Consider the following 20,945-nt stretch of genomic DNA (forward strand, 5'->3'; position numbering starts at 1 on the left):
CCACCTAGAAGGAGTCACCATGTGTTACGGATACGACGGGGAGGCCGCGCTGCGGCGGTCCGTCATGGACCGGCGAAGCCTGCTGCGCGGTTCACTGGCGGCGCTGGCCGGTGTGGGGCTCGCGTCGGCGGGGATCGGTGCGACGGCCGCGACGGCGACCACCCGCACCACCGGGAGGCAGCATGTTCCTCCGGGCCTCATCAGCATTCAGCTGTGGACGGTGCGCGACGCGTTGTGGGGTGCGCCGGGGTACGACGCGACCCTGACCCACCTCGCCAAGATCGGCTACCCGAAGGTGGAGCTGGCGCTCGGCTACTTCGGGCGCACCGCCGCCCAGCTGCGCCAGTTCCTGGACGGCATCGGCATCCGGGCCAGCTCCAGCCACGACGGGATCAGCGGTAACGCCGCCGAACTGGAGCAGAAGATCCAGAACGCGGTCACCCTCGGCCAGTCGTACATGGTGGTGCCCTACCTGTACTCCGAGCGCGCGGACGAGTGGAAGCGCTGGGCGGAGCAGATGAACGTCGAGGCCGCGGCGGCGGCCAGGGCCGGCCTGCGCTACGGCTACCACAACCACGCCCACGAGTTCACGATCGACCTCGGCGGTGGCAAGCGCCCCTGGGACGTGCTGACCGCGGAGCTCGATCCCAAGCTCGTGCACCTGGAGGTCGACATCTACTGGGCCGTCACCGGCGGCATCAACTCCGGCGACGGCGTGGCCGACCCCGAGGGCTTCACCCTGGACGTCATCCGCTCCGCGCCGCAGCGCGTCCTGCAATACCACGTCAAGGACCGGCACGCGTCCGACGGCGACATGGCCGACCTGGGCACCGGCATGATCGACTTTGCCCGGATCTTCCGGGAGCACTCGGTGCAGGAGTACATCGTCGAGAACGACACCCCCGACGTGACGCCGCAGCGGACGGCCGAGATCGGCTACCGCTACCTGCGCAACGTGCGGTTCTGAGGAACCCCGGAGAGGAGCGTTGACGGACACCAGGGCCGGCAGGCGGACCAGGCATTCTGCCAATCGGCCGCAACTGCCGGCCCTGGTGTTCACCGCCCACCATGTCGTGGGCAACGAGTTGACCCTTTAAAAGCCACATAAGCGCCACGGCCAACTCCCTCGACAGAGGGAGCAATTCACTGTGGAAATGGCAAGGCGACAGGGCCGTTCGCGTATTTCTTTTACGCCGCCATGCCGCGGGTTGAAAACTGTCGTGGCACTATCGGCAGCCCGCCTTCCGCTGGGAATCCGCCCGCCCTGCGCGCCGTGTGGCCGCGCCCGCCGACCAGCGGTGGCACTGACCGGCCGTTTGCCGGGTGAGCAACCGCGGATGGTGCCGGTAGCGGACGGGCTTTCTGGCGAGCCTCATCGCGATCGAGACGACGTCGCAGAAATATGGAGTCGTCTAAATATTGACCCGGCGAAATGGATCTCGTAGGGTACAAGGAACGTGGAAAGCGCTTTCCTACTCCGTCCCCCATTCAGGAGCGCGTGTATGAGACGCCACCGCACGCTACTTTTCGCCCTACTCGCGGCTGTCACCCTCGTGTTGTCGAGCACGCCGGCGACCGCCGCCGAATCCACCACCGCCGCCGATTTCCGGGTCCTGGTCTTCTCCAAGGTCACGAACTTCTATCACGACTCCATTCCGGCGGGCGTCGCCGCCATCCGGCAACTCGGCGACCAGCACGGCTTCGCCGTCGAGGCGACCACCGACGCGGCCGCGTTCACGGACGCCAACCTCGCCCGGTTCGACGCCCTCGTGTTCAACAACACCAACTCCACCCCCGCCTCCGGCGACCTGCTCGACGCTGACCAGCGGGCCGCACTGCAGAAGTTCATCCGCGGCGGCGGCGGCTGGGTCGGCCTGCACGCCGCCTCGGCGAGCGAGCGGGACTGGACGTGGTACGAGGGACTGGTGGGGGCCATCTTCGACACCCACCCGGACTTCTCCCGCACCGGGGGTACCTTCCCGGGCCGGATCAAGGTCCTCGACCACGCCCACCCCTCCACGAAAAACCTGCCGGAGCTCTGGGAGCGCAGCGAGGAGTGGTACAACTGGCGGACCAACCCCACCGGCAAGGTCCACACTCTCGCCCAGATCAAGGTGCGCGACGGCATATCCGGACTGAACGAGGGCGTCGACCACCCGTACTCGTGGTGCCAGAACTACGACGGCGGCCGGTCCTGGTTCACCGCCGGCGGGCACAGCTCCTCCTCCTTCCAGGAGCCGGCCTTCCTGCAGCACCTCCTCGGCGGCATCAGGTGGGCGGCGGGCACCGCCCCCGGTGACTGCGGCGCCACGAGGACCGACAACTTCGAGCGGATCCCCCTGGTCAACCAGGACCTCTCCGACCCGTTCGAGCTGGCGGTGGCGCCCGACCGGCGGGTCTTCTACATCGAGCGCACCGGCGCACTGAAGGTCATCAACCAGGAAACCCTCGCCGTCACCACCCTCCTGGACTTCGCCTACACGCCGGAGCAGACCAGCCAGTCCGACGGCCTGCTCGGCATGACCCTGGACCGGCACTTCGGCACGAACAACAGCTGGATCTACCTGCTCTGGTCCGACCGGGTGGAGAAGCAGCTGAACCTGTCCCGGTTCACCGTCGACGGCGACAGCGTCCGCCTCGACTCGGAGAAGCGCCTGCTGACGATCCCCACCTGGCGCGGTGAGGCGCGCGCCAACTCCCACATGGGCGGCTCGCTGACCATGGACAAGCAGGGCAACCTGTACGCCGCCATCGGTGACAACACCGACCCGTTCGAGTCCAGCGGCTTCACCCCCGTCGACGAGCGGGCCGGCCGCCGCGCGTACGACGCGCAGGGCACCGCCGGCAACACCAACGACCTGCGGGGCAAGATCCTGCGGATCAAGCCCCTGTCCAACGGCAGGTACGCCATCCCGGAGGGCAACCTGTTCGCCCCGGGCACGGCCAGGACCAAGCCCGAGATCTACGCGATGGGCATGCGGAACCCGTTCCGGATCACTGTCGACTCCACGACGAACGCGCTGCTCGTGGCCGACTACGGCCCCGACGCCCGGTCCGCCAACCCGAACCGCGGGCCGGAGGGGACCGTCGAGTTCAACCGGATCACCAGTGCCGGCAACTACGGCTGGCCCTACTGCATCGGCAACAACACGCCGTTCAACGACTACGACTTCGCCACCTCCACCTCCGGGCCGAAGTTCGACTGCGCCGCACCGGTCAACGACTCCCCCAACAACACCGGCCTGACCAGCCTCCCCGCGGCCAAGCCAGCGCTGGTCTGGTACGCCTACTCGGCCTCCCCCGAGTTCCCCGAGCTCGGCACGGGCGGCGGCGGCCCGATGGGCGGACCCGTCTACGACTACGACCCGTCCAACAAGCGGCTGACCAAGTTCCCCCAGTACTTCGACGGCAAGTGGATCGTCTACGAACTGACCCGCAAGTGGTTCAAGACGTTGTCGATCCACTCCACCGCCCAGACCTTCAACGATCCCCGCTTCAACCCCACCAACGTCGGTGACCTGCAGTCCATCAACGGCATCTTCGGCAACATGTCGTGGATCCAGCCGTTCGAGGCGGAGTTCGGGCCGGACGGCTCGCTCTACGTCATCGACTTCGGCGCGGGCAGCGGGAGCGGCCGGGGCGGCAGCAACGACGGCGCGGGCATCTACCGCATCGACTACGTCGCCAACAGCCGGCCGCCGGTGGCCAAGCTGACCGCCGACAAGGACAGCGGGCCCGCGCCGCTGACCGTCGCCTTCTCCAGCGCCGGCACCAGCGGGCCGGACGGCACCGCGGTCGAGTACGCCTGGGACTTCGACGGCAACGGCAGCGTCGACTCCACCGCCGCCAACCCCAGCCACACCTACAGCACACCGGGGCGCTTCACCGCCCGGCTCACGGTCACCGCCACCAACGGGCAGACCGCCGTCGCCGTACAGGAGATCACGGTCGGCAACACTCGGCCGACGGTGACCCTCAGCGTCCCCGACGGGGCCTTCTTCGACTTCGGTGACCGCATTCCCTACACCGTGACGGTCACCGACCCCGAGGAAAACAGCATCGACTGTTCGAAGGTGGTCGTGCAGACCCAGCTCGGCCACGACTCGCACACCCACCCGCTGGACAACTACATCGGATGCACCGGGGTCGCGGTCACCGAGAGCAACGGCGGTGACGGGCACGGCCCGGGACAGAACCTGTACACCGTGCTCACCGCGCAGTACACCGACGGCGGGGCGGCCGGAGCACCGGCGCTGGTCGGCTCGACCCGGGCGGAGCTGCAGACCAAGCGCAAGGAGGCCGAACACTTCGACGGCCAGAGCGGCGTCCAGGTGATCGACCGGGCCACCGCGAGCGCCGGCAAGCGCATCGGTGACATGGACAACGGCGACTGGATCAACTTCGGCCCGGTCAACCTGCGCGACATCGACTCGGTCACCTTCGGCGTCGCCTCGGGCAGCAGCGGCGGCGACATTGAGATCAGGGCCGACTCCCCCACCGGCGAACTCCTGGGCCGGGCCACCGTCGGCGGCACCGGCGGCTGGGACAACCTCGTGTCACCCACCGTCGAGCTCACCGATCCGGGCCGGACGGTCACGCTCTATCTGGTCTTCGTCAACCCGAACCAGACGGGCGGCACCCCCGACCTGATGGCGCTGGACTGGCTGCGCTTCAACGGCGCCGGGGTGCGCGAACAGACCGACGCCACGGTGTCGGCCTCGGCCACACCCACCACGGGCACCGGGCCGCTGCAGGTGGCCTTCACCGGCACCGCCGCACCGGCGGCCGGGCGCACCATCACGGACCACGCGTGGGACTTCGGCGACAACGCGGCGACCGTGCACGGCGCGTCCGCCAGTCACACGTACGCCCGCAAGGGCACCTACACCGCTCGGCTGACCGTCACCGACAGCCTCGGGGCGACCATGTCCTCGATCGTGGTCGTCACGGTGCGCTGAGCGTCCGGAGCGGGTGGCGGGGTGGGACGGCACCCCGCCACCACCGGCCCGGCACCGCCGCCGTCCCTGTCGCGAAGGCCTGTCGGCCTACCACCTGACCAGTCTGAATTCCTCCGCTACCTGGGAGACGACATGCATGCCAACTCCGCCCGCCCGCCCCACACCCGATCGAGACGAGCACGTCACCTGCTTGCCGCGTCGCTCGCCGCGGCCCTCCTGCCGTTCACACCGACTCCGGCGGCGGCCGCCGAAACAGCGACCGACGCCACCAGCGCCCAGGTGACCGAGCAGGTGACCGCGGACCGCTGCCCGTGGGGATACCTCACCTCAGCCACGGTCTTCTTCGGCCGGGGCGCCGACTCGGGCGTACCGAACCGCGACCTCGGCGACGGGTGCACGATCATGGACACCGTCTGGGCCGAGGCGCCGTTCGCCAACCACGGCAGCTTCGTGAGCCTGGTCAGCCGGCTCGCCAACGAGCTCAGGCAGACCGCGATCCTCACGCCCGAGGAGAGCAGCAGCATCGTACGGGCGGCGGCCGACTCCGAGATCGGCAAGCCGCAGCCCGCCACCGGAACCCGCGCGGTACCCGACGAGCGGATCGGCCTCGTCCTCTACACGGTGCGGGCCACCATGCCGACCGCGCCCGACGCCACCCTGGCCGCGCTCGCCGCCTGCGGCTACCGCAACGCGGAACCCTCCGGCGCGGTGAACAACTTCTACGGCAAGACGGCCACGGCGCTGGCACCCCTGGTCGCCGACGCGGGTCTGTCGGCGCCGTCGATCGGGATCGGCCTCGGCGACCTCAGAAACAACATCGACGGCGTCATCGCCAACGCCAAGGCGTTCGGCGCCAAGTACGTCCGGATCTCAGGTTCGGCCTCCTGGAAGCTCAACGACTACGCCGAGGTCGCGGCAACCCTCAACGCCGTCGGCGCGCGACTCAAGCAGGAAGGCATCACGGTCGCCTACCACAACCACGGATTCGAGTTCACCGCCCAGGACGGCACGCGCGGCTACGACGTGCTGGTGCGCGAGACCGACCCGAACCTGGTGGCGATGGAGCTGGACCTGTACTGGGCGAGCAGCGTCGGCGCCGACCCGGTGGACCTGATCACGCAGTACCCGGGCCGGTTCTCGCTGTTCCACGTCAAGGACATGGCCGCCGACGGGTCGTTCGCCGACGTGGGCGAGGGCACCATCGACTTCGCCCGCATCTTCGCCTACAGCGAGATGGCCGGCACCGACTACTACTTCACCGAGAACGACAGCCCGCGCCCGGACGGCGTCTCGTCCGCCTGCGACAGCTACGCCAACCTCCGCGCCCTGCGCTACTGACATACGTCGCCGGCCCGCGACACCCGCGGGCCGGCGACGTCGTCCACCGGTTACGACCACATGCCCCTTGCGGCGGCCTCAGCGGCGTAGGTGCCGAAGTCGATCGGGTCGCGTCCCAGGATCCGCCGGACCGTGTCGGTGGGCTCGGCGAGGTATCCGGCGCGCATGCCCGCGAACATGGCGTTGAGCGCCGTTGCGGTAGCCTCCGAATGTCCCTGGGCCAGCAGTTCGGCCCGGTATTCCTTGGGCGTCAGCTCCAGGTAGCGGATGGATCGGCCCGCCGCCTCCGCGATCATCGCCACCGCCGAGCCGAAGGTGAGCGCACGGGGGCCGGACAGCTCGTACACCTGCCCGTGGTGGCCGTCGGAGGTCAGCAGTGCCGCGGCGACGTCGGCGATGTCCTGGGCGTCGATGAACGGCTCCGGCGTGGCGCCCATCGGCAGGGCCAGCCGGCCCTCCACCAGCGGCTGGCGCCACAGGTCCTCGTCGAAGTTCTGGTTGAAGTTGTTCGGGCGGATGATCGTCCACTCCGCCCCGGAGTCCCGCACCGCCTGTTCGGCGGCGAGCATGCCCGGCGCGAAATCCTGGTCGATCCGGTCGATTCCGCGTCCGGAGAGCGCGACGAACCGGCCCACCCCCGCCTTCACCGCCCGCGACACGAAGTCGTCGGCCAGGGCCGGGTCTTCCGGCGCCATGAGGTAGACCGCGGAAGCTTCCGCCACGGCCGGCTGCCAGGTGGTCGGCTGCGCCCAGTCGAATCGCACCTCTCCCGAGCGGGACGCCGCCCGCACCCGCCTGCCCGCCGCCCGCAGCGTGCGCACCAGGCGGCGTCCGGTCTTCCCGGTTCCGCCAAGGACGAGGATCTCATTCGTTGCTGTCGTCATGACCACGAGTCAACCGACCCGACCGCCCTCGGCACATGCCTGGCCGTACGCGGGGCATGTGCGATCGTCCGCGACCTATGGTGAAGCGATGGACCCGTTCGACAGTCTGCTGCGGGGCGTACGCGCGGAGGGCGCCGCCTTCGGCCGGTCGGTGCTGCCGCCGACGTGGGCGTTGCGGTTCACCGACGGCGCGCCGGTGACGCTCTGCATACCCCTGCGGGGCGAGGGTTGGATCCTGCATCCGAAGTGCGACAAACCGCGGCTGGTGCGGGTCGGCGAGGCCGTCGTGGTGCGAGGGCCGGAGCCGTTCGTGTTCTCCACCGAGCCGCGGTCGAGCTTCCGGCCCGGGGAGCTTCGAGACGTCCGCTGCGGCGAATCGCGGGCGGCCGAGCCGCCGGACGCGGACCCGGCCGAGCACATGGTGCTGCTCGCCGGGGCGTACCACGTCCAGGGCCAGGCGCCGCAGCGGCTACTCGGGGTGCTGCCGCCGGTCCTGGTCGTACCCGACGACCACGACTGTTCGTCGCTACGCGACTACCTGGACCACCAGCTCGGCGGGTGCCGCCCGGGTCGGCAGATCGTCCTGGATCGGCTGTTGGACTGGCTGCTGGTGTGCACCATCCGGGACTGGTTCGACCAGCCCGGCGCCGAGGCGCCCCGGTGGTACAGCGCTCTGAGCGACGACACGGTGGGACCGGTGCTGCGCGCCATGCACGACGCGCCGGGCATGCCGTGGACGCTGTCCTCGCTGACAGCTCTGGTCAAAGTGTCCCGCACGACGCTGGCCAAGCGCTTCACCGAACTGGTGGGTGAGCCGCCCCTGACCTACCTGACCGACTGGCGGATGACGCTCGCTGCCGACATGCTGGCGGACTCCACCGCCACGGTCGCCGCCGTGGCGCGCCAGGTCGGCTACGCGGACGCGTTCGGCTTCAGCGCGGCCTTCAAACGGGCCCACGGGGTGAGCCCCAGCGAGCACCGCAAGCTCGCCGGAGGCGCCGCTGCTCACTCCCCCGGTTGACCCGAACCGCCTGTCCTGGCCGTCCAGGCCGGCCCCCACGAGGGCCGGCCTGGACGTGCGGATCAGGCGAGGTCGAACCGGTCGAGGTCCATCACCTTGGCCCACGCGGCGACGAAGTCGTGCACGAACTTCTCCCGCGCGTCGTCACCCGCGTAGACCTCGGCGAGCGCGCGCAGCTCCGAGTTCGAGCCGAAGACGAGGTCGACCCGGCTGCCCGTCCACTTGACCTCGCCAGTGGCGAGGTCACGGCCCTCGAAGGTGTTCGCGTCCTCGGACGTCGGCTGCCACGCCGTGCCCAGGTCGAGCAGGTTGACGAAGAAGTCGTTGGTCAGCGACCCGGGGGCCGCGGTGAGGACGCCCAGCGGCGACTGCTGGTAGTTGGCACCGAGGACGCGCAGACCGCCGACGAGGACCGTCATCTCGGGCGCGCTCAGGGTCAGCAGGTTCGCCTTGTCGATCAGCAGGAACTCCGCCGGCAGGTGGTTACCCTTGCCGACGTAGTTGCGGAACCCGTCCACCGTCGGCTCGAGCGCGGCGAAGGACTCCACGTCGGTCTGCTCCTGCGACGCGTCGGTACGCCCCGGCGTGAAGGGGACCTCGACGGCGTAGCCGGCGTTCCGGGCGGCCTGCTCGACACCGACCCCACCGGCCAGCACGATCAGGTCGGCCAGGGAGACCCTCTTGCCGCCGGTCTGGGCGGCGTTGAACGCCTCCTGGATCTTCTCCAGGGTGTGCAGCACCGGCGCCAGCTCGTCGGGGTTGTTGACCTCCCAGCCGATCTGCGGCTCGAGGCGGATACGCGCCCCGTTGGCGCCGCCGCGCTTGTCGCTGCCGCGGAACGTCGACGCCGACGCCCACGCGGTGGAGACCAGCTGGGCGACCGTCAGGCCCGAGGCGACGATCTGGCCCTTGAGGGTGGCGACGTCCTCGGCGTCGACGAGCTCGTGCGTCACCGGCGGCAACGGGTCCTGCCACAGCAGGGTCTCGGTCGGGACCTCCGGGCCGAGGTAGCGGGCGATCGGACCCATGTCGCGGTGGGTCAGCTTGAACCAGGCCCGGGCGAACGCGTCCGCGAACTCGGCCGGGTTCGCCAGGAAGCGCCGCGAGATCTGCTCGTAGATCGGGTCGAACCGGAGCGCGAGGTCGCTCGTGAGCATCCGCGGTTCGCGGCGCTTCGACGGATCGTGCGCCTCGGGGACCATGTCGGCGCCCGCGCCGTTCTTGGGCCGCCACTGGTGCGCGCCGGCCGGCGACTGCATCAGCTCCCACTCGTAGGCGAAGAGGATGTGGAAGAACTCGTTGTCCCACCGGGTCGGGTGGTAGGTCCAGGTGACCTCGATCCCGCTGGTGATGGTGTCGGCGCCCTTGCCGGTGCCGAAGCTGTTCTTCCAGCCCAGGCCCTGCTCCTCGAGCGGGGCGCCCTCGGGCTCGGGGCCGACGTGGTCGGCGGGGCCCGCACCGTGGGTCTTGCCGAAGGTGTGACCGCCGGCGATCAGCGCGACCGTCTCCTCGTCGTTCATCGCCATCCGGCGGAACGTCTCGCGGATGTCGCGGGCCGAGGCGATCGGGTCCGGGTTGCCGTTCGGGCCCTCCGGGTTGACGTAGATGAGGCCCATCTGGACCGCGGCGAGCGGGTTCTCCAGGTCCCGGTCGCCGGTGTAGCGCTGGTCACCGAGCCAGGTGGTCTCCGGGCCCCAGTAGACGTCCTCGTCGGGCTCCCAGACGTCCTCGCGGCCACCGGCGAAGCCGAAGGTCTTGAAGCCCATCGACTCCAGGGCCACGTTGCCGGCGAGGATCATGAGGTCGGCCCAGGACAGGCTCTGGCCGTACTTCTTCTTCACCGGCCACAGCAGGCGGCGAGCCTTGTCGAGATTCCCGTTGTCCGGCCAGCTGTTGAGCGGCGCGAAGCGCTGCTGCCCGGCACCGGCGCCGCCGCGGCCGTCGCTGATGCGGTAGGTGCCCGCGCTGTGCCACGCCATCCGGATCATGAACGGGCCGTAGTGGCCGAAGTCGGCCGGCCACCAGTCCTGCGAGGTGGTCAGGACCTCCGCGATGTCCCGCTTCACGGCGGCGAGGTCGAGAGCCTGGAACGCCTCGGCGTAGTTGAACTGCTCGCCGAGGGGGTTGGCCACGGCGGGGTTCTTGGCGAGGATCTTCAGGTTGAGCCGGTTCGGCCACCAACCGCGGTTGCCGCCGCCCTGGGTCGGGTGCGGGGCGCGTCCATGGGCGACGGGGCAGCGAGACTCGCTGCCCGCTTCCGCGTCGTGGACGACGGCGTCGTGGTTCTCGGACATCAGGTTCCTTCCGTGACTGGCGGATCAGAGGGAATCAGGAATTGCCGGCGGTGGAGCAGTCGGGGCACAGGCCCCAGTAGACGACCTCGGCCTCGTCGATCGAGAAGCCGCGGCCGTCGGACGCGGTCAGGCAGGGTGCCGCACCGACGGCGCAGTCGACGTCGGCGATGAGCCCGCATGACCGGCACACGACGTGGTGGTGGTTGTCCCCGACCCGCGACTCGTAGCGAGCCACGGAGCCGGATGGCTCGATGCGCCGCACCAGGCCCGCGGCCGTCAGCGCGTGCAGGACGTCGTACACGGCCTGGCGGGACACCCCGGGGAGCTCCCGGCGTACGGCACCGATGATCGAGTCCGTGTCGGCGTGCGGGTGCGCGTGCACCGCGTTCAGCACCGCCACCCGAGGACGGGTCACGCGCAACGCGGCCTCGCGCAGCATCTGCTGGAAGTCCAGGCTGGTGACCACGCCACGCAGTCTGGTCCGTTTTCTGGAATGAGTCAAGAATATCCGGGCAACATCACCGTGAGTGCGATCTCAGTCACGCACCACCACCGAGGGGTCCACCGCCATCGTCGGCTCATGCCGGCCGCCCACCGAACGCCCAGCCGTGCACCTCGATGTCGGCGTACCGGTCCGGGGTCAGGACCGCACGCGCCGCGTCCGGATCCGACGCCCGGAGCAGCACCGCGGTACCCAGCCAGGTGGCGCCGTCGTCGGACAGCAACGGCCCGTACGCGATCAGCTCGTCCCGGTCGGGCGGCACGGTGATGTCGGCGGCCGGCCCGGCGCCGAGGCCGAGCACCAGATACCGGTTGCCCCCGGTCCGGCCTCCGGGGAAGTCCCACATGGTGCGCCCCAGCATGTTGCGCCACCGGCGCAGCAGCACGTCCCGGTACGCACCGGCCTGATAGTTGGGCTCGTCGAAGGCGAACGCCCGGGCGGCGGCGGAGTCCGGCAGGTCGACGATGTGCACGCTGCCGGTGGGCGTGGCACCGTCGTCGGCGAAGGTCGGGCCCCGGGCGATCATCTCCGCCGCGTACCGGTCCATGTAGGACCAGTGCTCCTGCAGCAGCTCGCGGCGCAGGACCGCGGAGCCGGGCCGGTCACGGTGATAGCAGAAGAACTCCATGCCCCAGATCTTGACCGCACTACCGCAGGCGGCGCAGCACCCGCCCGGCAGGCGGTCGGTGGTGACAGACCCGGACTGGCGGGAGTCGAGCGAACGCGGAGGCCGTCTTGGCCCGCCTGGCCGGCCTCGACCCCGTCGCGGTCCTGCCCGCGCCGGTGCCCTGACCCGGCCGCCCGACGCGCACGGCGGTCGATCCTTTCCCCCGGGGCGTCCGAGTGGCGATACTGGCGCCGCGGGCCCACGACGGTCGGGGGCACGATGTCGTCCGCAACGGCATCCTGCTGGCCAGCGTCGCCGCCGCGCTCGTGGCCATCGCCCTCGGGGCGGCGTACCCGCCGGCGCCGGCCGGCGCGGCCGTCGCCCTGGCGGCCGGGGCGGTGGGCGCGCGCTCATCCTGATCCGTCTGGACGACCTACTGGAGCTGTTCCTGCCGGTCAGCAGCACCCCGCCGATCGCGCCCAGCCGCCGCGATCCCTGACCGGGGCCGCCGGGATCCCGCCCCACCATGGTGGCCGTTCCGCGTGGTGGCGAACACCGCCCAGGCCACGGACGGCACGAAGGGCCGGTGGTCCGCGAGGGGCGGCGAGGCCGACGTGGCCGGGCGGCGGGGTTACCGGCCGTTCTCGTCGCCGGTGGCTGTTTCGCGGACCAGGCGGTTGGCGTCCTGTGGGCTGGCGCCGGTGGCGCGCAGCAGGTCGCTGGCGGCGCTGCGGATCTGCACGACAACGGTCTCGCCGAACTCCCGCGCCTGGGCGCGGTCCGCTTGTCCGGCCAGCCGTGCGGCTTCGAGCACGGACTGCCGGGTCTGTCCGGACGCCCGGCCGGTGGTGCAGTCGCCGTGCAGATACGTGAGCGCGTCACCCAGGGCCGTGACGGCCTGATGCAAGGACGGCGGGACCGGTTCGTGATATTCGAGCAGAGTAACGACGCGGCGGGCCATCACCCGGACGTTGGTGGTGAAGGCACGGAGTTGGTCGGCGGCGGCCCGGTACTGCTGGTAGCGGCTGCGCCGGTGGCGCCACCACGGCGCGATGCTCACCATTTCCTCGGCCCCCCGCAGGGCTTCGTCGAAGTGCTTGGCGTCGGCAGCAACGCCGTTGAAGCTGTCCAGCGCTCGCACGGCCAGGTCCCGGTCACCGGCTGCCAGCGCCTGGGCGGTGGTGTGGATGGCCGCGGCGAGATCGGTGAAGAACGGCCTGGCGGCGCGACGGACACCCCGCAACGGGTCGAAGGGCAGGAGCAGCGCCACGGCGAGGAAGCCCATCGACGCACCCACGGCGGCATCGAGGATGCGGGGCAGCTCGAGGCTGCGTTGACTGCCGGACAGGGTGGCGAACAGTGTCGCAGTGGCACCGGCCTGACTGACCAGGGCACCACTGCGGCCGGCGACCAACAGGGCGAGGGCGATGGAACCGGAGACAACTACTGCGATCTGCCACGCGCCGCTGCCGACGAGATACAGCAGGGCGTCGGCCACCGTGATGCCCAGACCGACCCCGATGAGGAGTTCCACCGTCTGTCTGGTGCGTTGTCCCGTGGCGGAGGCGATGGTGGCGAGAGCGGCCGCGGGCGCGAAGACCGGCGCGTTGCGGCCGAGGAAGTCGGTGGCGATGATCCAGGCCCCCGCCGTGGCGAGCCCAGCCTGCACGGAGATCAACGCAATGGGCGCCAGCTGCCGGGTAGCGAGAAATTGCCGTACGGCCGGCAGCGGCCATACGCGGCCGGGATGCCCCGCCGGACGGCTGGGACGCCGGCCGGGGGCACCCGGATTAGCCATGCGACGGCTTTCCCACTCTCCGCGGAACTAGTCATGGGACACCAAGATGCGCGAAGAGCGTTCGGTGTCTAAGCCGGTGCGGCCGCCTGCCTGCTCAGCCGTGCTCGCCGCGCACCCGCTGTCGAGCGGCGAGGAACGCGCCGACCGGATCGCTCGAGTGGTACTGCCACGGCCACTCCGTCACGAGGTCGCCGATCACCTCGAACTGCGCGACCGCCGAGGGGAGGTCACCGGCCATGGCGAAGCCCATCGCGAACAGGTTGTGCACGACCGGCCAACCCGGTCGACGCTGGTAGTCGGGATGCCGTACCGACTGGTCGGCTGCGGCGTTGAGCTCAGCGACCACCGCCGCCGCACCGATGTACTCGGCGTCCTCCCCCACCGGAAGATCGAGCCACATCTCCAGGTGCGCGATCGGGACGAGCTGCCCCAGCGTGGACCCCGCGGGAGCCTTCGCCGCCGCACTCCGGGCGAACTCGAACATCTCCTCGTGGCTGCCGAACCACTTCCGGCACCGGTACTGCAGCATGTGCTCGTGGGCGATCCGGTGCCACGGATGCCGGTCGGTCACCGCGTCAAAGCGTCGTTGCGCCTCGTCCCGGTCGACCTGCCGGCCACGCGCCGACGTGACGAGGAAGGTGCGGGCCGTGGTGTCGTCCCGGTCCCGGTCGGCCACCTCGTCGAGGCAGTTCTCGGCGAGCGTGAGTCGCTTCCGGAACTCTCGGAACTGCTCCTGCCGGGTCTGCGACGCCCGGGCGCCACCCCGCGCCTCCCACGCCCAGTAGACCGCGTGCACGCCACGCACCAGCAGCGGAAGGGTCGAACGCGGCTCGGCGTCGATCCACTCACCGATCCAGTCCTGCACGCCGGACACGTTCCCCGCGACACCCAGGTAGTACGCGTGGTCGTCCGGGTCGGTGATCGGGGTGAGCAGATCCCGGGCGGTGGGCCAGTCCCGCTGCTGCAACGCGGCGCGGAGCGCGGCGGCGGTCGGATCGCCCATGGCCGGGTCGATCGACAGCGTGGCGGGTGTGGCAGCCGGCCTCGCGCTACGCCGGAATGGCCACATGTCCCGTTCCTTTCCCCGTGATCTCGCGCAGATCATAGGGGCCTCGGTGATCCACCGGAAGCGGCGCTGTCGATCGAGCGCCCTGCCGACGGGCCGGGCCCGCGCCGAGTGATCGGCGCGGGCCCGGGTGATCTCAGTTGTCGGTCAACACTTGGTGGGTCGGAGGGCGAAGTCGATGCGCCGTCGCGGTGGAGTCCGCACGCGGCGTCGGTTACTCCCTGGTGGACGCCAACTCCCATAGTCGCCACTGCCGGCCCCGGGGAGTTGAGCACACTGGCCGGGCGGCGGATCATCCGCAGTGATCAGTCCTCGGGCCACCCGGCAGGATTGCAGACGGACTCCCGTGAGATACCCGAGCCGGTCTCGGGCCACGCCCCGAAGCACTCCTCGTACAGGTGGGCGAAGAGGTAACAGAGTCCCTCGCAGTCGGCGTCGAGCACGGCCATCGCCGGATTCGCCTGGACCGCCTCGTAGAACTGGCGGCCCATCGCCACGATGAACCCGCGGGCGTACAGGAAACCGTCGTCGGAGCCGTCCGTCACCTCCTGGATGTCGGCGCGGTCGATGTCGTACAGCTTCCGCTCGACGACCCGGTCGAGGTCGACCAACTCCGGGCCCGAAAGCTCGGCGCACAGCTCACGTAGCTCGCCCAGGAACGGGTCGAGCCACTTGTCGATCGCGTAAAGCCCGTCCCCGTCCTCCACGTCGTCGTCCGCCGGGTCCCGGTCGAGCAGGGCGCGGCGCAGCACCGCCGGCTCCGGGCCGAGTCGGGCCCACGCCTCCTCCACGAGCGCCCAGAAGCGGGACTCTTCCTCAGCCGTCGGCAGCCGCGGCGGAGCCGCGAGATCGGTGTCGGTCACGGGCGCAGGTTAGTGGAGCCCACCGACAAGCAGCGGGCCCGGACGAGGCCGCGCGGTCGAAAGTCGCTTGCCGCGCCCCGGCGGGCTCCGGGAGGGTGGGCGCCATGACGTTCTGACGGACCGCACCCGCTGATCCCAGGTTCCACGGCACCGATCGGTGCCGTCCTGGCCGTCCGCCCATACCTTTCCGTTAAGAAGCGAGCGTCTTTGTCTCAGCACCCCTCGCGGCGGGAGTCCGTGCCGCCGTCCACTCCGGCCACCATCACCGTGTTCGCCTCTCCCACCAGCTGGATCGAGTCCGGCGCCGTCGCGCAGTGCCATCAGGTGGCCGCCCTCGACGGCATGATCCACGTCGCCGCCATGCCGGACCTGCACCCGGGCAAGGGCGCCCCCATCGGCGCCGCGATGGCGTCGACCGTGCTGTACCCGTTCCTGGTGGGCTCCGACATCGGGTGCGGAATCGCCGTGTTCCCGATCAAGCTCAAGCGCCCCGCACCCGAGAAGCTCGCCGCCCGGTTCCCCGATCTCGACCGCGCCCTGGACCCTCAACGGGGCGCCGACGACCCCGCCTGGGCCGTCGTGGCCGGCGAGGTTCCCGCCGGCCACCTCGAGGGACTCGGCACGGTCGGCCGGGGTAACCACTTCGTCGAGCTGGCACGCATCGGCACCGTCTTCGACCCGGGTCACGCGAACCGTCTCGGGCTCGACGCCGGCGACCTCGTACTCGTCGTCCACAGCGGCTCCCGGGGACTCGGCGAACGGATCCTGCGGGCGCACACCGAGGTCCACGGCGCTGGCCCCGCCCCTGACCCCGCCGCCTACCTGGCCCTGCACGACCAGGCCGTACGCTGGGGCTCGCTCAACCGGCGGCTGTTGGCGGCCCGGGTCGCGCACGCGCTGGGGACCGAGCCCAGCGAACCGATCCTCGACCAGTGCCACAACCTGGTCGAAATCCGCGACGGGGTCTACCTGCACCGCAAGGGCGCGGCGCCGGGCGACGGCCGCGACGTGCTCATCGCCGGCACCCGCGGCACCCCGTCCTACCTCGTGGCCGCCCACGCCGGCCCGGACGCCAACCACTCCGTGGCCCACGGCGCGGGCCGCAAGATGTCCCGCGCCGACGCGCTGCGCCGGGGCCGCGCCAAGCACACCGTGGCGGAACTGCGCCGCACGCCGGTGGGGTCGCTGGTGGTGTGCGGCGACCGCCAACTGCTGTTCGAGGAGGCACCCACCGCCTACAAACGCATCGAGCAGGTGATCAACGATCTCGTCGACCACCACCTGGCCACCCCGGTGGCGACCACGATCCCGCTGGTCACCTACAAGACGCCCGACGTCGGGGCCACGCCGCGACCGGACCGCCGGGACAACCGCCGCAGGCATGGCCGGCCGTGAGTGTGCACCTGCTCATGTCCGCCGGGCGCGGCCCGCAGGAGTGCGCCTGGGCGCTGGCCCGGCTGCTGTCCCGTCTGGAGGCCGACGCCACCCGGCACGCGCTGACCACCCGCCGGATCCGGACCGTGCCCGGTGACCGGCCCGACACCTACCGGTCCGTCCTGGTACGCATCGCCGGCGCCCGCGCCGAGAGGTTCGCCGCCTCGTGGACCGGAACCCTGTGCTGGCAGGCGCCCAGCCCCTACCGGACGAGCGCCGGCCGGAAGAACTGGTACGTCATCGCCCGGCCCTGCCAGGTCGACACCCCGACCACGACGTTCACCGAAGCGGACGTCGACATCGTCGCCTGCCGCACCGGCGGCCCGGGTGGCCAGCACCGGAACAAGGCCAGCACGGCCGTACGGGCGACTCACCGTCCCTCGGGTGTCGTCGTCGTGGTCGACACCGAGCGCCAGTTCGTCCTCAACCGCCGCATCGCCATGCAACTGCTGCGGCAACGCATCGAGCACGGCGACGAGGAGGCACGCCGCGCCCTCACCACCGACCGATGGCGCATCCACGACGAACTCGTTCGCGGCAATCCCACCCGCATCGAACGCCCGAAGCCGTCATGACAGGACAGCCGGAGGCGGGTCGCTTCAGCCGGGCGGCTCGAACGCCACGACCAGCGAGGTCGCGGCCCAGTCGGAGAGCGGCTCGCCCTCCCGCCAGCCCTGGTACTTCGCGGCCAACAGGCGCCGAGCCACCGCCTCCTCTGCCGGGGCGGCCACGAACCGGGCCATCACGGCGGCCGTCCCGGGCAGATCTGCGTGCAGTTCGCGGGGACCACCGAGGCGCAACCGGGCGCTCGGCTCCCGCCGCAGGTTGCGTACCCAGTCGGCGCCGTCACCGTCGCCGGACAGCACATACCGAACGCCCTGGTGCTCCGCGTACCAGATCTCGATCGTGTGGGGGCGACCGCTGCGCCGGCCGACGGTGGTCAGGTAGGCGAATTCGTGGACGGGCACGAGGCGACCCTATCGGCCCGCGGCGGCCACCGCGCGCACCTGCACGACGGCCCACCGCGGGCCCCGCGTCAGCCAGGGAGCGCCGCCGACCGCGACCGCCATTCCCGGGCCAACATCGCGAACACGAGCTGGTCGGCCCACTCGCCGCGGAACAGGTAGCTCTCGACATGCCGCGCCTCGCACCGCATGCCCAGCCGGGTCATCAGCCGGGCCGACGCCCCGTTGCCGGCATGGCACCGGCCGTAGACGCGATGCAGGCCGAACTCCTCGAAGCCCCAGCCCAGCAGCGCCGCCGCGGCCTCGGTGGCCAGCCCCCGGCCGGAGAACTCCGGGTTGAAGACGTACCCGATCTCGGCGGTCCGGTCGGCCTCGCTCCGCCAGACCAGCTCGACGGTGCCGGTCACCCGCCCGTCCGCCGCGGCGGCCAGGGTCAGGACGTCGCCCTCGACACGCAGCCCGTCCTCGCGGGCCATCGCCGCCACCGACTCCCGCGACTGCTCGCGGGTACGCGGCTCGCCGCCGAGCAGCCAGCGGCACACGTCGGGCCGGCGCTGGTACGCGCACACGTCGTCAAGGTCGTCTGGGGTGACCGGCCGGAGGGTGAGCCGGCGGGTGCGGATCGGGGTGAACACGGCCGGAGCGTACCGGGACGGGCCTGTTCGGTCCGGGAAATTTTTCGCTCGGGGCCGGCCCGGTCACCCCGCCGTACGCCGGCCTCCAGGCATCGGTCGGCATGCCATGACACGTTGTGGGCCAGAAAAGGTTCCGGTACCTTTTCGATAGATTTCCTTCGATCAACTCATGGTGGGGCGGGAGACGATCCCGGTTGGCGCGGCCTCCGGGCGGCCGCGCAGCGAGCCGACCACCGTGGCGGGCAGTGATCGAAGAGTCCTCCTCATCCGCACGGCTATGGAAAGGCTTTCTGATGCACAAGGTGCTCGCCCGCGGCAGCGGGAGCTCGACGGCCCGGTCCCGCCCGCATACCGCCCTGGCGTTGGCGGCGGCTGGTGTCGCGGTGTTCGCCGCCACGGTGGTGGTGACCGCCACGGCCAGCGCCGGCACGACCCTGGGGACCTCGGCGGCCGAGCAGGGCCGCTACTTCGGCGCCGCGGTGGCGGCGAACAAGCTGTCGGACGCCACGTACGTCGGCATCCTGAACCGCGAGTTCAACATGGTCACCCCCGAGAACGAGATGAAGTGGGACGCCACCGAACCGTCCCAGGGCCAGTTCACCTACACCAACGCCGACCGCATCGTCAGCCACGCCCAGACCAACGGCATGCGGGTACGCGGCCACGCCCTGGCGTGGCACTCGCAGCAGCCCGGCTGGGCGCAGAACATGAGCGGCAGCGCACTGCGCCAGGCGCTGGTCAACCACATCACCCAGGTCGCCACCCACTACCGTGGCAAGATCTACGCCTGGGACGTGGTCAACGAGGCCTTCGCCGACGGCGGCAGCGGCGGCCGCCGGGACTCGAACCTGCAGCGCACGGGCAACGACTGGATCGAGGCTGCCTTCCGCACCGCCCGAGCCGCCGACCCCGGCGCCAAGCTCTGCTACAACGACTACAACACCGACGGGCAGAACGCGAAGTCCAACGCCGTCTACGCGATGGTGCAGGACTTCAAGGCCCGCGGCGTGCCAATCGACTGCGTCGGTTTCCAGTCCCATTTCAACAGCGCCTCCCCGGTACCCGGTGACTACCAGGCCAACCTGCAGCGGTTCGCCAACCTCGGCGTCGACGTGCAGATCACCGAACTGGACATCGAGGGCTCCGGCACCGTCCAGGCCGACAGCTACGGTCGGGTCGTCCGGGCCTGCCTGGCCGTGCCCCGCTGTACCGGCATCACCGTCTGGGGCATCCGGGACACCGACTCGTGGCGGGCCAGCGGCACCCCGCTGCTCTTCGACGGCAGCGGCAACAAGAAGCCCGCGTACACCGCGGTCCTCAACGCCCTGAACGGCGGCTCCACCCCGCCACCGACCACCACTGCCCCGACCACGACCCCGCCGACCAGCCCGCCGCCCTCGGGCAGCGGCTGCACCGCCACCCTGACCCTCAGCCAGTGGCAGGGCGGCTTCGTCACCTACGTCCGCGTCACGGCCGGTGCGACCCCGCTCAACGGGTGGACCGTCGGGCTCACCCTGCCGGGCGGCGCGACGATCACCAACACCTGGAACGCCCAGCCCAGCGGCACATCCGGTGCCGTGACCTTCCGCAACCTCAGCTACAACGGCCAGGTCGGTGCCGGAGCCAGCACCGAGTTCGGCTTCCAGGGTGTCGGCACCGGACCCTCCGGCAGCGCCACCTGCACCGCTGCCTGACAGAGCGCGGCCCGGCGCGGAAGATCCCGCGCCGGGCCGTACCTGTGAGCCGCCGGCCTGACCGCGGGGCGTCGGCCCGATCCCCACCGCGGGCCGTCACTTCCGTCAACCGCACGGTGACGTTCCGGGCCATTACGCTGTCCGGGATGAGCGATCAAGGTTGGTTGGCGGACACCCGGACCTCCTACGACACCGTCGCGGTCAGCTATGCCGACCAGGTACGCGACGCTTTCGCCCGCTCGCCCTACCTACGCGGGAGCCTGGCGGTGTTCGCCGACCTGATCCACACCGCCGGTGGCGGACCGGTCGTTGACGTGGGCTGCGGACCCGGACACATCACCGCCCACCTGCACACGTTGGGCATCGACGCCTTCGGCATCGACCTCTCACCCGGAATGGTCGACGTGGCCCGGCGTGACCACCCCGGCCTGCGGTTCGAGGTCGGCTCGATGACGGACCTGCGCCTCGCCGACACATCCGTCGCCGGTCTGCTCGCCTGCTGGTCGCTGATCCACGTTCCCGACGACGCGGTCCCCGTCACCCTCGGCCACTTCCGGCGGGCGCTGCGCCCCGGCGGACCACTGCTGCTCGGCTTCCACGTCGGCGACGGTTCGCGGCTGAAGACGCGGGGCTACGGTGGCCACCCGATGAACGTCCACGTTCACCGCCGCCAACCCGATCAGGTGGCCGCCTGGCTGCGCGACGCGGGATTCACGGTCGAGGCCCAGCTGTTGGTCGATCCGGACCAGAGCGTGCCCGGCGCCCTCCTCTTCGCCCGCCGCCAGCCCTAGCCTCGGCCTTTCACGGCGATCGTGATCTTGGATGGGTGGTGAGTCGGTAGATATGGCGAAGTGCCTGCCACGTAAGGAAAACTGCCCGGTGTCGA

At 70.8% G+C, this 20,945-nt stretch carries 18 protein-coding genes; 9 read left to right on the forward strand and 9 right to left on the reverse strand.

All coding sequences use genetic code 11. From position 1 onward, the window contains the following. The first annotated feature begins 19 nt into the window (after nucleotides 1-19). The 3 genes from ACFYML_RS21155 (at nucleotide 20) to ACFYML_RS21165 (ending at nucleotide 6,296) form a co-directional block, all read left to right on the forward strand. Entirely contained in the window at nucleotides 20-967 is a 948-nt protein-coding gene (locus ACFYML_RS21155; RefSeq protein ID WP_387422272.1) for a sugar phosphate isomerase/epimerase family protein, read from the forward strand. A 535-nt stretch (nucleotides 968-1,502) separates the two neighbouring features. Next, nucleotides 1,503-4,958, forward strand: coding sequence for a ThuA domain-containing protein (locus ACFYML_RS21160; RefSeq protein ID WP_387422273.1), 3,456 nt, complete (start codon nucleotides 1,503-1,505; stop codon nucleotides 4,956-4,958). Nucleotides 4,959-5,090: 132 nt separating this feature from the next. Beyond that, nucleotides 5,091-6,296: a sugar phosphate isomerase/epimerase family protein gene (locus ACFYML_RS21165; protein WP_387422274.1), complete on the forward strand. Its 1,206-nt coding sequence runs from the start codon at nucleotides 5,091-5,093 to the stop codon at nucleotides 6,294-6,296. 50 nt (nucleotides 6,297-6,346) lie between these two features. On the opposite strand, the gene ACFYML_RS21170 is transcribed toward ACFYML_RS21165, so the two are convergent. Next, nucleotides 6,347-7,180, reverse strand: coding sequence for an NAD(P)H-binding protein (locus ACFYML_RS21170; protein ID WP_387422275.1), 834 nt, complete (start codon nucleotides 7,178-7,180; stop codon nucleotides 6,347-6,349). Nucleotides 7,181-7,268: 88 nt separating this feature from the next. On the opposite strand from ACFYML_RS21170, the gene ACFYML_RS21175 reads away from it, so the two are divergent. Then, nucleotides 7,269-8,201, forward strand: coding sequence for an AraC family transcriptional regulator (locus ACFYML_RS21175; protein WP_387422276.1), 933 nt, complete (start codon nucleotides 7,269-7,271; stop codon nucleotides 8,199-8,201). A 62-nt stretch (nucleotides 8,202-8,263) separates the two neighbouring features. Here ACFYML_RS21175 and katG read toward each other — a convergent pair whose 3' ends face one another. The 3 genes from katG to ACFYML_RS21190 all read right to left on the reverse strand — a co-directional run bounded on the left by katG (nucleotide 8,264) and on the right by ACFYML_RS21190 (nucleotide 11,625). Next, on the reverse strand, nucleotides 8,264-10,495 hold the full coding sequence (katG, locus tag ACFYML_RS21180) for a catalase/peroxidase HPI (RefSeq protein ID WP_387422277.1): 2,232 nt from the start codon (nucleotides 10,493-10,495) through the stop codon (nucleotides 8,264-8,266). A 34-nt stretch (nucleotides 10,496-10,529) separates the two neighbouring features. Beyond that, nucleotides 10,530-10,934 (reverse strand): Fur family transcriptional regulator, encoded by a 405-nt coding sequence (locus ACFYML_RS21185; protein WP_387422291.1) that lies wholly within the window; start codon nucleotides 10,932-10,934, stop codon nucleotides 10,530-10,532. A gap of 139 nt (nucleotides 10,935-11,073) precedes the next feature. Further along, a complete protein-coding gene (locus ACFYML_RS21190; RefSeq protein ID WP_387422278.1) occupies nucleotides 11,074-11,625 on the reverse strand; it encodes a YciI family protein in 552 nt (183 codons plus the stop codon). A gap of 215 nt (nucleotides 11,626-11,840) precedes the next feature. On the opposite strand from ACFYML_RS21190, the gene ACFYML_RS21195 reads away from it, so the two are divergent. Beyond that, entirely contained in the window at nucleotides 11,841-12,023 is a 183-nt protein-coding gene (locus ACFYML_RS21195) for a hypothetical protein (RefSeq protein WP_387422279.1), read from the forward strand. A 212-nt stretch (nucleotides 12,024-12,235) separates the two neighbouring features. Here ACFYML_RS21195 and ACFYML_RS21200 read toward each other — a convergent pair whose 3' ends face one another. The 3 genes from ACFYML_RS21200 to ACFYML_RS21210 form a co-directional block, all read right to left on the reverse strand. After that, nucleotides 12,236-13,273, reverse strand: a complete 1,038-nt coding sequence (locus ACFYML_RS21200; RefSeq protein ID WP_387422280.1) for an aromatic acid exporter family protein — start codon at nucleotides 13,271-13,273, stop codon at nucleotides 12,236-12,238. Nucleotides 13,274-13,496: 223 nt separating this feature from the next. Further along, nucleotides 13,497-14,405 (reverse strand): DUF4034 domain-containing protein, encoded by a 909-nt coding sequence (locus ACFYML_RS21205; protein WP_387422281.1) that lies wholly within the window; start codon nucleotides 14,403-14,405, stop codon nucleotides 13,497-13,499. 368 nt (nucleotides 14,406-14,773) lie between these two features. Then, nucleotides 14,774-15,331 (reverse strand): DUF4240 domain-containing protein, encoded by a 558-nt coding sequence (locus ACFYML_RS21210; protein WP_387422282.1) that lies wholly within the window; start codon nucleotides 15,329-15,331, stop codon nucleotides 14,774-14,776. A 207-nt stretch (nucleotides 15,332-15,538) separates the two neighbouring features. Between ACFYML_RS21210 and ACFYML_RS21215 the strand changes: the two genes are divergently transcribed. Together ACFYML_RS21215 and prfH are read left to right on the forward strand one after the other, a co-directional pair. Next, nucleotides 15,539-16,726 (forward strand): RNA ligase RtcB family protein, encoded by a 1,188-nt coding sequence (locus ACFYML_RS21215; protein ID WP_387422283.1) that lies wholly within the window; start codon nucleotides 15,539-15,541, stop codon nucleotides 16,724-16,726. Then, complete coding sequence (prfH, locus tag ACFYML_RS21220) at nucleotides 16,723-17,340, forward strand: peptide chain release factor H (protein WP_387422284.1); 618 nt, start codon at nucleotides 16,723-16,725, stop codon at nucleotides 17,338-17,340. Before ACFYML_RS21215 ends, prfH begins: the two co-directional genes overlap by 4 nt. Before the next feature lie 24 nt (nucleotides 17,341-17,364). On the opposite strand, the gene ACFYML_RS21225 is transcribed toward prfH, so the two are convergent. After that, nucleotides 17,365-17,733 carry a nitroreductase/quinone reductase family protein gene (locus ACFYML_RS21225; protein ID WP_387422285.1) on the reverse strand — a complete coding sequence of 123 codons (369 nt, stop codon included), beginning with the start codon at nucleotides 17,731-17,733 and terminating at the stop codon, nucleotides 17,365-17,367. A 68-nt stretch (nucleotides 17,734-17,801) separates the two neighbouring features. Continuing rightward, a complete protein-coding gene (locus ACFYML_RS21230) occupies nucleotides 17,802-18,365 on the reverse strand; it encodes a GNAT family N-acetyltransferase (RefSeq protein ID WP_387422286.1) in 564 nt (187 codons plus the stop codon). 293 nt (nucleotides 18,366-18,658) lie between these two features. Between ACFYML_RS21230 and ACFYML_RS21235 the strand changes: the two genes are divergently transcribed. Continuing rightward, the gene (locus ACFYML_RS21235; RefSeq protein WP_387422287.1) at nucleotides 18,659-20,059 is read left to right on the forward strand and encodes an endo-1,4-beta-xylanase; all 1,401 of its coding nucleotides are present in this window, start codon (nucleotides 18,659-18,661) and stop codon (nucleotides 20,057-20,059) included. A gap of 146 nt (nucleotides 20,060-20,205) precedes the next feature. Then, nucleotides 20,206-20,850: a class I SAM-dependent DNA methyltransferase gene (locus tag ACFYML_RS21240; protein WP_387422288.1), complete on the forward strand. Its 645-nt coding sequence runs from the start codon at nucleotides 20,206-20,208 to the stop codon at nucleotides 20,848-20,850. Nucleotides 20,851-20,945: the final 95 nt, after the last annotated feature.

The sequence above is a fragment of the Micromonospora sp. NPDC007230 genome, assembly GCF_042869115.1.
Taxonomy (GTDB): Bacteria; Actinomycetota; Actinomycetes; order Mycobacteriales; family Micromonosporaceae; genus Micromonospora.

What these genes read in the sequence shown, in the direction of transcription:
- ACFYML_RS21155 (WP_387422272.1), top strand. Translation starts at nt 20, where the DNA reads ATGTGTTACGGATACGACGGGGAGGCCGCGCTGCGGCGGTCCGTCATG.
- ACFYML_RS21160 (WP_387422273.1), top strand. Translation starts at nt 1,503, where the DNA reads ATGAGACGCCACCGCACGCTACTTTTCGCCCTACTCGCGGCTGTCACC.
- ACFYML_RS21165 (WP_387422274.1), top strand. Translation starts at nt 5,091, where the DNA reads ATGCATGCCAACTCCGCCCGCCCGCCCCACACCCGATCGAGACGAGCA.
- ACFYML_RS21170 (WP_387422275.1), bottom strand. Translation starts at nt 7,180, where the DNA reads ATGACGACAGCAACGAATGAGATCCTCGTCCTTGGCGGAACCGGGAAG.
- ACFYML_RS21175 (WP_387422276.1), top strand. Translation starts at nt 7,269, where the DNA reads ATGGACCCGTTCGACAGTCTGCTGCGGGGCGTACGCGCGGAGGGCGCC.
- katG (WP_387422277.1), bottom strand. Translation starts at nt 10,495, where the DNA reads ATGTCCGAGAACCACGACGCCGTCGTCCACGACGCGGAAGCGGGCAGC.
- ACFYML_RS21185 (WP_387422291.1), bottom strand. Translation starts at nt 10,934, where the DNA reads ATGCTGCGCGAGGCCGCGTTGCGCGTGACCCGTCCTCGGGTGGCGGTG.
- ACFYML_RS21190 (WP_387422278.1), bottom strand. Translation starts at nt 11,625, where the DNA reads ATGGAGTTCTTCTGCTATCACCGTGACCGGCCCGGCTCCGCGGTCCTG.
- ACFYML_RS21205 (WP_387422281.1), bottom strand. Translation starts at nt 14,405, where the DNA reads ATGGGCGATCCGACCGCCGCCGCGCTCCGCGCCGCGTTGCAGCAGCGG.
- ACFYML_RS21235 (WP_387422287.1), top strand. Translation starts at nt 18,659, where the DNA reads ATGCACAAGGTGCTCGCCCGCGGCAGCGGGAGCTCGACGGCCCGGTCC.
- ACFYML_RS21240 (WP_387422288.1), top strand. Translation starts at nt 20,206, where the DNA reads ATGAGCGATCAAGGTTGGTTGGCGGACACCCGGACCTCCTACGACACC.